This window comes from Frigoribacterium faeni (assembly GCF_007988805.1).
In the GTDB taxonomy this organism is placed as follows: domain Bacteria; phylum Actinomycetota; class Actinomycetes; order Actinomycetales; family Microbacteriaceae; genus Frigoribacterium; species Frigoribacterium faeni.
Genome location: NZ_BJUV01000038.1, coordinates 12,184 through 27,190, shown reverse-complemented (window position 1 = coordinate 27,190; position 15,007 = coordinate 12,184). Strand labels below are relative to the sequence as shown.

General features: G+C 73.9%; 12 protein-coding genes. 7 read left to right on the top strand and 5 right to left on the bottom strand.

Annotated elements, in window-relative coordinates; genetic code table 11:
• The first annotated feature begins 167 nt into the window (after positions 1-167).
• The 5 genes from FFA01_RS13900 (at position 168) to FFA01_RS13880 (ending at position 5,859) form a co-directional block, all read left to right on the top strand.
• Positions 168-731 (top strand): hypothetical protein, encoded by a 564-nt coding sequence (locus FFA01_RS13900; RefSeq protein ID WP_146856789.1) that lies wholly within the window; start codon positions 168-170, stop codon positions 729-731.
• 78 nt (positions 732-809) lie between these two features.
• Positions 810-1,604: an ABC transporter ATP-binding protein gene (locus FFA01_RS13895; RefSeq protein ID WP_146856788.1), complete on the top strand. Its 795-nt coding sequence runs from the start codon at positions 810-812 to the stop codon at positions 1,602-1,604.
• Positions 1,601-3,106, top strand: a complete 1,506-nt coding sequence (locus FFA01_RS13890; protein WP_244289866.1) for an ABC transporter permease — start codon at positions 1,601-1,603, stop codon at positions 3,104-3,106. Before FFA01_RS13895 ends, FFA01_RS13890 begins: the two co-directional genes overlap by 4 nt.
• A 213-nt stretch (positions 3,107-3,319) precedes the next feature.
• Positions 3,320-5,161, top strand: coding sequence for an alpha/beta hydrolase (locus FFA01_RS13885; protein WP_146856787.1), 1,842 nt, complete (start codon positions 3,320-3,322; stop codon positions 5,159-5,161).
• Positions 5,158-5,859, top strand: a complete 702-nt coding sequence (locus tag FFA01_RS13880) for a hypothetical protein (RefSeq protein WP_146856786.1) — start codon at positions 5,158-5,160, stop codon at positions 5,857-5,859. The genes FFA01_RS13885 and FFA01_RS13880 overlap by 4 nt, the downstream gene beginning before the upstream one ends.
• A gap of 148 nt (positions 5,860-6,007) precedes the next feature.
• Here FFA01_RS13880 and FFA01_RS13875 read toward each other — a convergent pair whose 3' ends face one another.
• A complete protein-coding gene (locus FFA01_RS13875) occupies positions 6,008-6,520 on the bottom strand; it encodes a MarR family winged helix-turn-helix transcriptional regulator (protein WP_146856785.1) in 513 nt (170 codons plus the stop codon).
• Positions 6,521-6,579: 59 nt separating this feature from the next.
• Between FFA01_RS13875 and FFA01_RS13870 the strand changes: the two genes are divergently transcribed.
• The gene (locus FFA01_RS13870; RefSeq protein ID WP_146856784.1) at positions 6,580-7,821 is read left to right on the top strand and encodes an FAD-dependent monooxygenase; all 1,242 of its coding nucleotides are present in this window, start codon (positions 6,580-6,582) and stop codon (positions 7,819-7,821) included.
• Between the two features lie 141 nt (positions 7,822-7,962).
• On the opposite strand, the gene FFA01_RS13865 is transcribed toward FFA01_RS13870, so the two are convergent.
• From FFA01_RS13865 to FFA01_RS13850, 4 genes are all read right to left on the bottom strand, one after another.
• Positions 7,963-9,186: a zinc-binding alcohol dehydrogenase family protein gene (locus tag FFA01_RS13865; protein WP_146856783.1), complete on the bottom strand. Its 1,224-nt coding sequence runs from the start codon at positions 9,184-9,186 to the stop codon at positions 7,963-7,965.
• A 790-nt stretch (positions 9,187-9,976) separates the two neighbouring features.
• The gene (locus tag FFA01_RS13860) at positions 9,977-11,701 is read right to left on the bottom strand and encodes a PepSY-associated TM helix domain-containing protein (protein ID WP_146856782.1); all 1,725 of its coding nucleotides are present in this window, start codon (positions 11,699-11,701) and stop codon (positions 9,977-9,979) included.
• Entirely contained in the window at positions 11,698-12,468 is a 771-nt protein-coding gene (locus tag FFA01_RS13855) for a DUF1775 domain-containing protein (protein WP_280178081.1), read from the bottom strand. Before FFA01_RS13855 ends, FFA01_RS13860 begins: the two co-directional genes overlap by 4 nt.
• Before the next feature lie 394 nt (positions 12,469-12,862).
• Positions 12,863-13,507: a hypothetical protein gene (locus FFA01_RS13850; RefSeq protein WP_220478392.1), complete on the bottom strand. Its 645-nt coding sequence runs from the start codon at positions 13,505-13,507 to the stop codon at positions 12,863-12,865.
• An 845-nt stretch (positions 13,508-14,352) separates the two neighbouring features.
• Between FFA01_RS13850 and FFA01_RS13845 the strand changes: the two genes are divergently transcribed.
• Positions 14,353-14,952 (top strand): DUF1349 domain-containing protein, encoded by a 600-nt coding sequence (locus tag FFA01_RS13845; RefSeq protein WP_146856779.1) that lies wholly within the window; start codon positions 14,353-14,355, stop codon positions 14,950-14,952.
• Positions 14,953-15,007 lie beyond the last annotated feature (55 nt).

The window sequence follows — 15,007 nt, the reverse complement described above, 5'->3', positions numbered from 1 at the left end:
AGTCACGACGGGCCGCGCGTCCCGCGGGCGCGCGGCCCGTCGTGACTCCTCGGCGATGAGGCGCCCCAGGAGGCACGGGCCGCCTCGCACCCCGGGGGATAACCCCCGCGCGGGTCCGGGTGCGGGCGCCATATTCCAGTGCCACGTGCCGGGCGAGGATCGTAGGCATGGAAGAAACCACCGCCACCGCCTCGTCCCCCGTCACCCGTCCCGACCGCTCGACCCGCGCCTCCTCGGCTGCGGGTCGTCGTCGTGTCGCCGCCGCCGCTCTGGGCGTCACGGGCCTGGCCGTCGTCTCGCTGACCGGCTGCTCGGCCGTGGTCGGAGCCGCCGAGCGCGCCCTCGGCGCCGAGCAGGTGCAGCAGCGCCACTACGACTCGTACGCCGACGCCCCGAGCTCGAGCACCTCCGAGGACGTCGCCTGGTTCCTGCCCGACTGGGTGCCCTCCGACGCGCGTGACATCGACGTGCGCCTCGACACGCAGGAGCCGGGCTACGAGCTCTCGTTCACCTCGGCCGAGGGCGTCGACCTCGACGCCTGCGAGCCGGTCGACGGCGACCTCGGCGGCCCGGCGCTCACCCCCGAGACGCTGCCGCAGCCCCTCCCGACCACGGATCTCGTGACCTGCGGCGACGGCCGCGTCACCGCCGAGGTCGACGGCCGCTGGCTCAGCTGGACCACCGTCGAGCCCGTGCCCGGCGACGACGGCGGCAGCACGCTGCGCGGGTAGCCGGCCCCCTCGCGACGCGCGGTGCGCGGTCGCTCGACCCGCACCTCCTCGACCCCCGATCTCGACAGGACAGAAGACATGACCGACCCCACCACCCGCTCCGACACCCGGAACCCCACGAGCCCAGGAGGCGCGGCGCCCGTCGCCCGCGTCGAGAACGTCACGAAGTCGTTCGGCCTCGGCGACGGCCGCGTCGACGCCCTGCGCGACGTCTCGCTCGACCTGCACGCCGGGCGGTTCACCGCGGTGATGGGCCCGAGCGGCTCGGGCAAGTCGACCCTGATGCACATCACGGCCGGCCTCGACCAGGCGACGTCGGGCCGGGTGCTGCTCGGCGACACCGACATCACCCGCCTCGACGACAGCCAGCTCACCCTGCTGCGCCGTCGCCGCATCGGCTTCGTCTTCCAGGCGTTCAACCTCGTGCCGACCCTCGACGTGTCGGCCAACATCGAGCTGCCGTTCCGCCTCGACGGCCGCCGCGCGAGCGCCGACGAGCGCGGCTGGATCGACTGGCTGGTCGCCACCCTCGGGCTCGGCGAGCGACTGACGCACCGCCCGCACCAGCTCTCGGGCGGCCAGCAGCAGCGCGTCGCGATCGCCCGCGCGCTCGCCACCCGACCCGACCTGATCTTCGCCGACGAGCCCACCGGCAACCTCGACTCGAAGGCCGGCCGCGACGTGCTCGGCGTGCTGCGCACCGCGTCGCGCGACCACGGCCAGAGCATCGCCATGGTCACCCACGACCCGGTCGCGGCGAGCTACGCCGACCGCGTGGTGTTCCTCGCCGACGGCCGCATCGTGCACGAGGTCGGCACCAGCAGCCCGGCCGAGATCTCGCAGGTCATGCTCGAGCTGGAGCGCGCCGCGTGAGCGCCCGGACCGTCACCCGCTCGGAGGCTCGTGCCGGCGGCGGCGCCCCGGCTCGTGGCAACGACCCGGCTCGCGGCGGCGCACCCGCTCGCGGCGGCGCCCGCTCGGCCCTCCGCGACCAGCTGCTCGAGCACCGGCCCAGCGTGCTCGTCGCGGCCCTCGGCACGACGTTCGGCGTCGCGCTGCTCTCGGTCTCGCACATCCTCGAGCAGCTGATCGCCTCCGACCCGGCGGTCGCCGCCAGCGGCACCGTCTCGACGATGCTCGACCTCGTCGCCTCGGTCTTCGTCGGTCTCGCCCTCTACGTGGGCGCGATCGTCACCGCCAACACGTTCACCACGGTGGTCGCGGGGCGCACCCCCACGATCGCCCTCATGCGCCTGCTCGGCTCGTCGGCCCGCGACCAGCGTCGCGCCGTCGCCCGCGAAGGGCTCCTCGTCGGCGTCGCCGGTGCGCTGATCGGCATCGCGGTCGGCACCCTGCTGGTCGTCGTGGCCGTCGGGGCGCTCGTGGCCCGCGGCACCCTGCCCGACCTCGACTACTCGTACGTCTCGGTGAGCGGTCTCGTCCCGGCCGTGGCCGTCGTGCTGACGACCGTCGCCGCCGCCTGGATCGGCTCGCGCCGCGTGCTGCAGGTCACCCCGTTGCAGGCCACGGGCGTCGTGCAGGAGGAGCCGGTCGGCTCGCGCCCCCGTCGGGTGCTGCGCACGGTCCTGGCCGTGCTGCTCGTCGTCGGAGGCGGCCTGCTGCTGCTCGCCGGGGTGCTCCTGGGGCTCGCGAACGAGGTCGGCGTGCTCGTCGCCTTCGCCGGCGGGGTCCTCTCCTTCTCCGGCGTCGTCGTCGGCGCGCACACGGTGATGCCGGCCGGGCTCGCCGCCGTCGGTCGCCTGTTCGGGTCGGGTCAGGTCGCGCGGCTCGCCGCCGAGAACGCCGTCCGTCAGCCCGAGCGCAGCACCCGGGCGACGATCGGCATCGTGATCGGCGTGACCCTGGTGACGACGATGTCGGTGGCGCTCGAGACGCTCCGCAGCTTCATCGGGAGCATCGAGCAGGACCCCGCCTACGCGGCCGAGCTCGACACGATGTTCACGACGACGCTGCTCGTCATGGCGGGCCTCGTCGGCTTCTCGGCCGTGATCGCCGCGGTCGGCATGGTCAACGACATGTCGCTCAGCGTGCTGCAGCGGCGGCGCGAGCTCGGGCTGCTGCGCGCCGTCGGCGCGACCGTGGGGCAGATCCGCGGCATGATCCTGCTCGAGGCGGCGCAGATGGCCGTCACGGCGATCGTCGTCGGCGTCGTGCTCGGCACCGTCTACGGCTGGGCCGGGGCGCAGTCGCTGCTCGGGGCCGCCAACCAGGGCGCGTTGATCGCGCCGACGCTGCCCGTGCCGCTGCTGGTCGGACTGGCCGTGACGGCCGCGGTGCTCGCCGGGGTGGCGGCACTCGTGCCCGCCCGCCGGGCCACCTCGGTGACCCCGGTCGAGGCGCTCGCCGCCCGCTGAGCCGCCCCGCGCCTCCTCGGCTCGCGCTCCACACCCCGTTTCCGGCGCTGCACCCCGATGAACAGGGGTGCAGCGCCGGAGACGGGGTGTCGCAGGAGGCGCGCACGACGGTGGACGCGGTGGTGACGGTGGCGCTGGGGTGGTTGCGCGCTTCCTGAGGCGTGCTAGCTTCGGGCTGACAGACCAGTGGGTTCACACGGGGGTGTGGTGGACATGACGACGATCGACTTCGACGACGGCGCGGCCGACGCGTTGGTCCGTGCCGCGAACGGGGCGTCGAGCGACCTCCGGACGCAGGCGATGGCCAACAGGGTGCAGGTCGAGTCGGTGGTGCCCGACTTCCGAGGCGCCTACGCGACCCTGTTCACGCAGGCCAGCACGGTGCGGTCGGAGGACACGCAGACGCTCGCCGGGGTGATGTCGGATCTGAGCGGTGCCGTGGTCAGAGTGAAGCTCACGGCGTCGTTCGAGCGCCAGCGACTGAAGACCCTCGCCGACTGGACGGCCCGCGAGGCGGACCGTGAGGCGCAACGCGCCTCCGGTGACGTGCTGCCGGGAGCCTCGGCCTTCGTCACGGGTGTCCTCGATCCTCGACCGTCGGACGTGGCCATCAAGCCGGAGCCGCTCTCGGCGGCCGCCAGCCCCCGGTCGCGCAACCGCTCCAGCGGCGGGGGCTCGGGCGGCACGTCGTCGGCGGATCCGGACGTGCTCCGCACCTTCGTCGGCGCCAGCCGCGCGGCCGACCTCAGCACGGCGCAGCACGTCATCCAGGTGAAGAACGCGTGGGCCGGCTTCACGTCGTCCTGCTCGTGGGTGCCCATCGAGTCGTCGACGGCGATCTCGGCCCTCGACACCCTGATGGCGGAGAACGCCGCGGACGCCACGTGGATCGAGGGCGTCGCGCTGGCCTTCGAGAGGGCGGGAGGCGGTTCGCTGCTGAACACCGCGCTCGACACGGTCGCCGAGATGACCGCCTCACCGGCGCTTACCGAGCTGCTGCAGCCGGGCCTCACGCCGGCCGAGGTGGCGGCCGCGTACGCGCGGTCTCCCTTGACCGACTCCGAGGTCGCGGGCCTGCCTCCCGCGATCCAGTACCTGTTCGCGAACCTCGACGGCCTCCCGGCATCGAAGCGCGACATCGCGTCGCGTGGGGTGTTGGCGGAGGCCGTGAAGAATCCCGAGGACATGTATCAGCTGATGGGCTTCAGCGGCACGCAGGGGCTCGAGGGGTTCAAGAGGGATGTCGACGCCCTGGAGGAGGCGGTGGCCAAGGCCGACGACCGTGCTCGCTACTTGCCCGGTGGCGAAGGCGATCAGAAGGCGCAGCTCGTCGGCTTGGGTATGCACGACGGGGCCGTGGTGGCCGCCATCTCGCTGGGGAACCTCGATACGGCGTCGAATGTGACGGTGAACGTCCCCGGGATGAGTTCGAACGTGGGCGAGATGGATACGGCGATCACGGCGGCGCAGCAATTGGTCCGAGCCTCAGCGAAGGAGAACCCGGACGACTCCTACGCCGTCGTCTCGTGGATGGGGTACAACTCGCCGAACCCGGCAGAGGTGGCGTCGCCCGCCCGCGCGGTGTCCGGTGCCGCCGAACTCGCGTCGTTCCTGGATGGCCTGCATGACAGTCGTGCGGACGGTCCGGCGGACTCCGTGACCGTCATGGCCCACTCGTACGGTTCGACGACGACATCCGAGGCGCTGCTGCTGACCCAGCACCGTGTGGACTCCTTCATCTCCTACGGCTCGGTGGGGCTGACGAACAAGGCGACGGTCGATGAGCTCAACGCCGAGGAGGTCTACGCGACTCAGGCCTCGGGTGACGGCCTCGCGCCGATCGGACTGGCTCTGGGTCTCGGGACGCGGACGAATCCGACGATCCTCGACGGGGTGCAGGTATTCTCCTCCGAGGCAGGACCGGGCACCGAGGCCGTGACGAAGCACGACATGTTCGTGGATTCCGGGTCCGACCAGAACGGATACCTCTCGGCGGACTCGACGTCCCTCAAGACCATCTCGCAGATCGTGGCCGACGGAAGACCGGATCGATGAACGAAGTCAGGAACCGACGCCTGCATCATGTCGCCGCGTTGGCGGCGACCATCCTGGTGCTCGTGACGACAGGGTGCGCGTCGAGCGCGCAGAACGGAGACGACGTGTCTGGACAGGGTGCTCGGGACGCGGCGGGGTCGACGCAGGCGGAGGTCGCCGGGATGTCGCTCGAAGCGGAGTTCGGATCGGCGTCGGAGCGGTACGTCGAGATGCAGGGCCTCCTCGAGGAGGCGCAGCTCCAGATCTCGGACGGCTCGTGGATCTGGATCGGCGGGGATGTCCTCCCCGTCGAGGGCGGGGCGAATGCGATCGGTGAGCCGCCCGAGGGTGCCGACGAGGAGAACAGCTACTTCTTCCAGAGCAGCCGGAACGTCGAGCTCCCCGGGGCGACGGGCGCTCGTGCCGATCTGGACCCGATGATCGAGTACTTCGACGAGAAGGGCTGGGAGTCGAGCAGCGGCGAGATCGGGCGGAACCACGAGGCTCGGGCCGACACCGGTGACGGCTGGCGGGTCACCTACACGGTTCGACCCGATGGGCAGTACACGGTGGACGTGTACAGCGAGGTGTTCTGGACGAACGACTCGGGTGCGCTGCTCTCAGCCATCGCCGATCGCGACGCGGCCGACTTCCCTGAGGAGTCCGTGCCGGGCGAGTACCCGCCGTTCCCGTCGTGGAGCGACCCGGTCCAGCCGTAGCGCCAGAGGGACTTCTCGGCATGGTGCGCGCGGCGCCGGGCAGCCGAGGAGCCGAGGAGGCGCGGGTCGGCCGAGGAGGCGCGGGTCGGCCGGGTCAGCGGGTCGGTCGGCGAGGCGCGGGCCGGCGGGTCGGTCGGCGAGGCGCCGGTCAGCGGGTCGCGTCGTCGTACGCGGCCAGCAGCCCGTCGAGGAACCCCTCGACCGTGCGGCGTTCGGTCTCGTCGAGGCCGGCGATGAGGGTCTCGATGCCGTCGATCAGCGGCCGCACCCGGTCGTAGGCGAGGTCCGCCGACCGCTCGGCCGCCGTCACGACGAGCTTGCGCCCGTCGGAGGGGTGCCGGTCGCGGCGCACGTGCCCTGCGGCTTCGAGCCGGTTCAGCACGAGCGTCATCGCCGCGGTCGAGATGTCGAGCCGGTGCGCGAGCTCGGTCGGCGTCGTCGGCCCGGTCGTCATCAGATGGTCCATCGCCTCGAGACCGGCTGCATCCACCTCGAGCGCCGCCGCGAGGCGTCGTTCGAAGAGCTGCTGACGGATCGAGACCTGCTGCACCCGGGCCCGGATGTCGCCGTCGGGCAGCGGGCGACCGTCTCGACGCGCCTGCCGTCGATCGAGGCGGTCGGGCGACTTCTCGGGCGGGGTCTCGGTCGGGTTCGGGGACACCAGGTCAGGATAGCGGTGTAGATTGCCAATCTCATTGATTATCAAGATTCAGAGGAACTATGACGAAGCCCCGCGTCCTCATCTCCGGCGCCAGCATCGCCGGCCCCGCCCTGGCCTACTGGCTGAACCGGTACGGCTGGTCGACGACCATCGTCGAGCGCGCCCCCTCGCTGCGCACCGGCGGCCAGAACGTCGACGTCCGCGGAGCCGGGCGCGAGGTCGGTCGCCGCATGGGCCTCGAGGACGACATCCGGGCCGCCACGACCGGCGAGGTCGGCACGCGGTTCCTGGGCCGAGGCGGTCGCACCGTCGCCGAGTTCCCCGCCGGCACCTCCGATTCGGACGGCGCGACCGCCGAGCTCGAGATCCTGCGGGGCGATCTGGCCGCGCTGCTGGTCTCCCGCACCTCCGGCGAGACGGAGTACCGGTTCGGCGACCGCATCACCGGCATCGCCGACGGGACCAACGGCGACGGCACCACCGGCACCGCGCCTCCCGGGGTCGTCGTCTCGTTCGAGCACGCACCGGACGAGCGCTTCGACCTGGTCGTCGCGGCGGACGGCATCGGATCGAGCACCAGGAGGCTCGTGTTCGGCGACGAGCCCGAGATCCGTTCGCTCGGGCTCGAGACGTCGTACGCCACGATCCCCCGCACGGCGGCCGACGACGACTGGTGGCGCTGGTACAACGCCGCGGGCGGCCGGTCGATCACGCTGCGGCCGGACTCGCACGGCACGATCCGCGCGGCGATGTCGTTCGTCACCGAGCGGACCCGCGCCGAGGTCGGTGCCGAGCGCCGCACCGTCGACGAGCAGCGGGCCCGCCTGCGCCGGATCTTCGGCGACGCGGGGTGGGAGGCGCACCGGGTGCTCGACGGCTTCGATCAGGCCGACGACCTCTACTTCGAGTCGATCGGGCAGGTGCGGGCTCCGCGGTGGTCGTCCGGCCGCGTCGTGCTGCTCGGCGACGCCGCCTACTGCGCCTCGCCGGTCAGCGGCATGGGGACGAGCCTGTCGATCACGGGTGCGTACGTCCTCGCCGGCGAGCTCGCGGCCCACGTGGACCACCGCGACGCGTTCGCCGGCTACGAGCGCCTCATGCGGCCCTACGTCGAGCAGGCCCAGCAGCTGCCGCCGGGCACCCCGCGGCTGGCCAACCCGATGACCCGTGCGGGTGTCGCCGCGTTCGGCCTGGGGGTGAGGCTCGCGTCCACCCCGGTGCTCGGCAGGATCGGCAGTCGGTTCTTCGTGCCGCCGGCGGACGCGATCGAGCTGCCGGACTACGCGCACCTCGAGCGCTGAGCCGTGCCTCGGGTGCTGAGCTGCGCCTCCTCGGGCGGTTAGCCGCGTCTCGGGCGGTGAGCCGTGCCTCGAGCGCTGAGCCGCGCCTCGGGCGCTGAGCCGCGCCTCCTCGGGCGGTTAGCCGCGCCTCCTCGGACGGAACTAGAGGCGGACGACGATCTTCTGCGCGGAGACGCCGGCCCGGTGCCGGTCGACCGCCGCCTGCAGGGCGTCGAGCCCGTCGCCCGCGAGGACCGCCTCGGGCACCGCGCGCAACGACCCGTCGGCCAGGCCGCGCGGCAGGACCTCGCCCCACAGTCGCTCCCCGAGATCGTCGTCGCGCAGGCTGCTGCCCCAGATGAAGCGGGCGGTCACCCCCGCCTGCCGGGCGGCCAGGGCCGACCGCGCGGTCGCGAGTCCGAGGCGGGCGAACGTGGGGAGGGCGGTGGGGAGGAGCCTCCTGCCCGACGAGACGTCGGCGACCTCGGCGAGCGACACCGGGGTGCTCGCGATGGCGAGGCGGGTGCCGCCGGTCCGGGCCAGGAGGCGGATGCCCGCGTCGGTCGAACCGGCTCCGATCGCCACGACGCCGGCCACGGTCCGTCCGTCGATCACGGCGACGAGCTTGTCGATCACCTCGGGGTCGCGGTAGTCGTAGACGTGCGTCGCGCCCAGGCCCTTCACGGTCTCCGCGTTCGTCGCCGACGCCGTGCTCAGCACGTCGTACCCGGCGGCCGTCGCCAGCTGGACGGCATTCATCCCGACGCTCGACGAGCCGCCCCACACGACGACCACCTCGCGCTCGACGGGAGCAGCGCCTCCTGCGCTCAGCCCGGGGCCCGCCGCGTCCGACACCGCGTCGCCCGCCGCGTCCGACGGGGTGTCGCCCGTGGTCGTGGTGAGGCGCGGGAGCCGCAGCCCGAGGTGCCGCTCCTGGAACAGCGCGCACGCGGCGGTCGAGACCCCGAGCGGGAGCACGGCAGCCTGCTCGAACGAGAGGTCGGCCGGGATCACCGCCGTCAACCGCTCGAGCAGGGCCGTGTGCGTCTGGAACGCCCCCTCATGTCGCGAGTCGCGGCCCTTGTCCGTGCCGGTCGCGAGCCCGACGACCCGGTCGCCGACGGCGAGCCTCGTGACGGCGGAGCCGATCGCGATCACCTCGCCCGCGACGTCCGTGCCGAGCACCGCGGGATACGCGAGCCAGCGGTAGGTCAGCTGGGCCGTGCCCTGCACGACCCAGTCGAGCGGGTTGATGGCGACGGCGCGCACCCGCACCACGACCTCGTCGGCCTCCGGCTCGGGCATCTCGGCCGGGCCGACCTCGAAGCGGGAGCGGGGCGAGCGGAGGAACGCGGCGGTGTTCTGCGCGGGCGCGAGGTCGGTCATGCGTGCATCCTCTCGCACCGCCGGTCGCGCCGCGGCCCGGGCCCTGTCCGGGCTCGGGTCTGGTCCGGGCCCCGGCCGGCCGCGACCCCGGCACCGCACCGCGCCTCGAGCACCGCACCGCGTCTCGCGCATCGCACCGCGTTCCGTGCACCGCACCAGGTCTAGACGCGGTGCGCTGTACGGTGCGCGGTGCGGTGCCGTACGCCCCGCGCGACCCGGTCCGGAGCCGAGGAGGCGCGGGGCCCGGTCCGGTGCCCTAGGGCTGGCGCGACCCGGGTCCGGAGCCGAGGATGCGCGGAGCCCGGTCCCGCGCGCCGCACCGCGTCTCGCGCGCCGCACCACGACTAGACGCGGTGCGGTGCACGGAACGCGGTGCGGGTTCGGTGCCACGCGGACAGCATCGCGTTCCGGACACGGCACCGTATGTCGTGCACCGCACCGCGGCTCGTGCGCGACACCGGGTCCTGGGCGAGGCGGGGCCGTGGCCGCGGCATCGCACCGCGTCTCGTGCACCGCACCATGTCTAGAGGCGGTGCGGTGTACGGAACGCGGTGTGGTGCCGTAGGACCCGCGCGACCTGGGTCCGGAGCCGAGGAGGCGCGGGGCCCGGTCCCGCGCACCGCACCGCGCCTCGTGCACGGCACCACGACTAGACGTGGTGCGGTGTACGGAACGTGGTGCGGTGTACGGAACGTGGTGCGGTGCACGGAACGCCGTGCGGTGCACGGAACGTGGTGCGGCGCCGCGCCGAACGACCCGAGCCCGGAGCCGAGGAGGCGCGGCGCCCGGGTCAGCGCCGGCCCGCGGTCACCAGCGCGTCGACGAGCACGAACCCGATCAGCGAGATCCCGAGCAGCGGGAGGAACACCCCGAGCACGGCTCCGGCCCCGAGCATCAGCGCGATGCCCCACCAGGGAGCCCGCGTCAGCGCCCCGGCCGGAGCCGGCCTGCCGGGGCGCAGGCGACCGGGGCCGGCACCCGCCGCGACCCCGCGGGTCGGCCGGCGCTTCCACCACATGAGGTAGCCGAACACGACCATCGCCGCGATGCCGAGCGCCGTCGCGACGAGCACGAGCTGGTTCGCAAGCCCGAACATCGAGCCCATGTGGGTGTCGATTCCCCAGCGGGCCAGCTTCGCCGGGAACGAGTAGTCGGCGAAGTCGGTCCGGCCGACCACCTCCAGGGTCGTGCCGTCGACCGCCACGGCATCGACCTCGGTCGGGAAGCTGCGCTGGATCTCGGTGACCGTCCAGGCGCTCGCGGCGTCGGCGGGCGGCTTGATCTCGACCAGCCCCGTGTTCACGTTGACCCCCTGAGCGACGGTCAGCACGGAGTCGAAGGTGGCGGGGTCGAGGTCGGTGACCGGCGCCTCCTCGGCTCCGTGGTGTCCCGCGTGCGGGTCGGCCGCCCCGCCGGACGCCGGGTCGGCCGACGCCCCGCTCGACCCCGGGCTCGACCCCGCGCCCCCGCCCGACCCTGCGCCGGAGCCGGAGCCGGAGCCGGAGCCGGAGCCGGAGCCCGCGTCGGGCAGCGCGGTCGACAGCGCCGGGGTCGACCAGCTCAGCGCCGCCCGGAGCCCCGTCACGTTCTCCCCGGCGAACCGCGACCAGGTGATGCCCGTCGCCGAGAGGAAGAGCGCCCCGACCACGAGCCAGATGCCCGTCGAGGCATGCCACGAGAAGATCCGGCGGTAACCCCGCACGGTGGTGTCGGGCTTGAGCATGCCGCGACGCAGACGAGCCTGCGCCCGACCGCGCCGCCAACGTACGACCCACAGCCCGAGCCCCGCCACGACGACCACGCCGAGCCAGCTCGCGGCCAGCTCGCTGTAGAGCCGACCCGCGTCGCCCAGCCCGAGGCTGCGGTGGACGTCGCTGATCAGCGTCCGGAGCGGCAGCGCCCCGCTCGTCCCGTACACCGGCAGGTCGCCGCGCACCTCGGCCGTCGCGGGGTCGACGAAGATCGCCCGGGTCTGCCCGTCGATCAGGTCGTCGGCGGTGAACATGACCCGGGTCGTGTCACCCGGCTCGGGGGCGGGCCGCACCGCGACGAGGGCACCCTCGTCGCCGACGACCTCCTCGGCGGCCTCGATCTGAGCGGCCAACGGCAGCGCGGGGGCGTCCGCGCTCGCCGCGGACACCGTCAGCTCGTCGACGTAGACGACCCGCTCGAGCGTCGGCGTCAGCGCGTACGCCGCCCCGGTCAGCGCCGCGACGAGGATGAACGGCCCCACGAGCACCCCCGCGAAGAAGTGCAGCCGCAGGAGCATCGGCCCGAACCAGCCGCCGGACGCCGGGGGTCGGGCGGTCGCCTGCCCGGTGGTCCGCGGAGTCGAGGAGGCGCGGCCCGCGTCCCCCGACGACCCCGCCCCGGCAGCGTGGCCGGGCGGGGTCGTGGGAGTCGCCGTCTCGGTGTCGGGAGCCGGTGCCGGGGGCCGACCCGCGCCTCCTCGGCGATCGATGGTGCTCGACTCGGAGGCGCCGGTCTCGGTGGCGCCGGTCTCGGTGGTGCTCATCGGCGGGCCTCCTGCTGGCGGCGGAGGGCGATGGTCAGCAGCACGACGGCGACGGCTCCGATGAGCAGCGCGCCGAGGCCGAGGGTGCGGGCCGTCGTGTCGACCGGGTCCGCCGAGGAGGCGCGGGTCGCCTCGTCCGCACCGCTCGCGGCCGTGCCCTGGTCGCCGACACCGGCCGAGGTGGTGTCGGTCTCGGCTGCGGTGAGGGTCAGTGCGGGGGCGGGGAGGTTCGGCTCGGGGTCGGCGGGGTCTCCGGAGGGGAGCTCGCTCCAGGCCGTCGAGCCGGACTCGCAGGTCTGCAGGGTCGGGAACACGACCATGTCGCCCGGCTGGCCGGCGACGGGCAGCAGCGCGGAGATCTGCACCGTGTCGCGGTAGCCGTCGGGGAGCGGGGTGTCGGCGGTGTAGGTGATCGTGGTGCCGGTGCCGGTGCCGGTGCCGGTGCTGGGGTCCGTGCCGGTGCCGGGGTCTGTGCCGGGGTCGCTGGTGTCGCTGGTGGGGCCGGTGCTCGGGCCGGGGCTCGTGGTCGGCTCGGTCGGGGTCTCGGTGATGCTCCAGCCGGGCTTGATCGTCGGGGTGATCGCCTGGACGTCGGCGGGCAGCTCGATCGCGAGCGACGTCGTGGGCGAGCCTTCGCAGCCGTGGCCGACGGCGAAGGTCAGCACGCTCAGCGTGGCCGGAGCGGTCGACGACGCCTCGAGGTCGACGTGCGCCGAGGCCGCCGTCGGAAGGCCGACGGCGAGGGCGAGACCGGCGGCGCCGGCGATGGATGCGCGGAGAAGAGCGGTGCGGGTGCGGGCGCGGGCGCGGGTGCGGGTGGGTGCGCATGTGGTGTGGGCTGCGGGTGCGGTTGCGAGTGCGGCGCATGCGGCTGCAGGCGCAGTGGCAGTGGCAGGTGCTGCGGTGGCGGTGGCAGGCGCAGTGTCGGCGGTGCGAGGGGTGTCGGCGGCGTCGCCGGTGGAGTGGAGAGGTGTGCGCGAACGCATGGTGGTCCTTCGAACGGGCGGGGAGTGTCCCCGAGGGGTGACGAGACGACGCGGCCCGGCCGGAGAGTCGGCGGGGCGGCACGTCGGTCCGCGCGCAGCGGCGGGCTGCGCGCGACCGCACACGGCCGAGGGGCCGCATGCGGGACCGCGCCCACCCGTGGGGGAGTGCGCGGTGCTAGATCGTCGCCGGGGCCGGCGGTCCGCGGAGGTCCCGCGTCGCGGCGAGCAGGAGCGCCGCGGGGCGTCGGGGCGCGATGGCCACGACTCGCAGGATCCCGCGCGGGCGGTGCGGCACGGCCGTCGCGGTCGCCACGGCGAGGGCGGTGACGAGCGACACGACCAGGCTGCGGGCGAGCTGCCGGAGCGACCCGGCGCCGACGCGCAGCATCACGACGGTGACGAGCCCGGCGGCGACGTGCGCCCAGACCATGCCCGGATGGCCCATCGCGGCCATCGTGCCGTCGGTCATGCCGCCGGTGGCCAGGGCGTCCGCGGAGAGCGCGGTGGCGGACAGGTCGGGGAAGACGAGCGCGGCGCCGTGCACATGCCCGCCGGCGGGGGCGGTCGAGCCGCTCGTGCCGGTCGAGGCGGTGTGTCCGGCCAGCGAGAAGACGGCGTGCAGCAGCACCTGCGTGACGCCGATGGCGGCGACGAGGTTCGGCAGGGCCACCCGGCGTCCGCCGAGTGCGAAGCAGATCAGCACCCCGGCGACGAAGACGAGCGACAGCAGCAGGGCGGGAGGGAACGCTCCGCCGCCGAGCGTGTGCGCGGTCGCGGTGACGAGCGTGCTGACGCCGGCCGACAGGGCGGCACGCAGCATGCGTTCCCGTCTGTCCTGCACCGTCGCCTCCCAGCGGTCGGCTCCACGCTAGCGGACCGCCGAGCCGCGTCCGGCGCCTCCCCGTGCCCGGTGCCAGGATGCCCGGGCGCTGCAGGCAACCGCGGGCGCCGCACCGCACCGCGTCCCGTGCACCGCACCGCCTCCCGTGCACCGCACCGCGTCTAGTCCCGGTGCGCTGCTCGGTCTCCGGTGCACTCCTCGGTCTCCGGTGCGCTGCGGACAGGCGCGTGGCCGGTGACCGTCGCGCGCCGCGGCTATTACGCCTGCATGCGTAGGAAGCCCCCGGGCGAGCGCGGGGCTCCTGGGGTGGCAGGCGTGCGTGTTCTGGGACGCTGGCCCGGGTGACCCTGTCGGCGGCCCTCGCGCGTCGTAGCTATTACGCCTGCATGCGTAGGAAGACCCCGGGTGAGTGCGGGGCTCCTGGGGTGGCAGGCGTGCGTGCTCTGCGACGCTCGCCCGGGGTGACCCTGTCGGCGGCCGTCGAGCGCCGCGGCTATTACGCCTGCATGCGTAGGAAGCCCTCGGGTGAGTGCGGGGCTCCTGGGGTCGTCAATCAGCGCGGCGCGGCGGCGTCTCTCGACTACGCCTGCATGCGTAATAGCTCCAAACCGAGCACGCATCCCCGGAGTCCGCAGCCCAGCACGGCGGGGTGTCTCGACTACGCCTGCATGCGTAATAGCTCCAAGCCGAGCACGCATCCCGGGAGTCCGCCACGCCGCGCAGCACGGCACGGCACGGGGGGAGTGCAGGAGGTGCGGGGCGCGTCTCGGACGACCCGCGCCTCCTGCACTCCCCGCCGGCGACGCCCCCGCTAGGGTCGGCGCATGACCCTCACCGTCGCAGGCCTGCCCGAGCTCTCGTGGACCCACGGCGAGGGGGACGCATCGCTCGACGTCGACGGCGCCCTCGTGCTGCGGTCGGCGGCCGGGGTCGACTGGACGAACGACGCCCTCGGCGGCGAGCCCCAGCACGGCGCCACGAGCCTCGGCTTCGCGGCCCCCGCCGAGTTCACTCTGTCGGCCCGCGTGACCGTCGCCGGCTCGCGCACCACCTTCGACGCCGGCGCCCTCGCCCTCTGGAGCGACCCCGACCACTGGGCCAAGATCTGCTTCGAGTACTCGCCGCAGGGCGAGGCCATGGTCGTGACCGTCGTCACGAACGGCTGGTCCGACGACGTCAACTCCACCATCGTCGAGGGCGACTCGACCCACCTCCGCGTCACGCGGATCCGAGCCGGCTGGGCGTTCCACTCGTCGGACGACGGGATCGACTGGCGCTTCGTGCGCCAGTTCCGGCTCGAGGTCGACGGGCCCGTGCAGGTCGGGTTCCTCGCCCAGGCGCCGCAGGGCGACACCTGCGAGGCCCGCTTCGACCGCATCGTGCTGGGCGACACCCCGCCCGCCGACCTCCGCGACGGCAGCTGACCGTCTCGAGCACGTCACTGCACCGCGTTCCGAGCATCGCACCACGATTAGACGC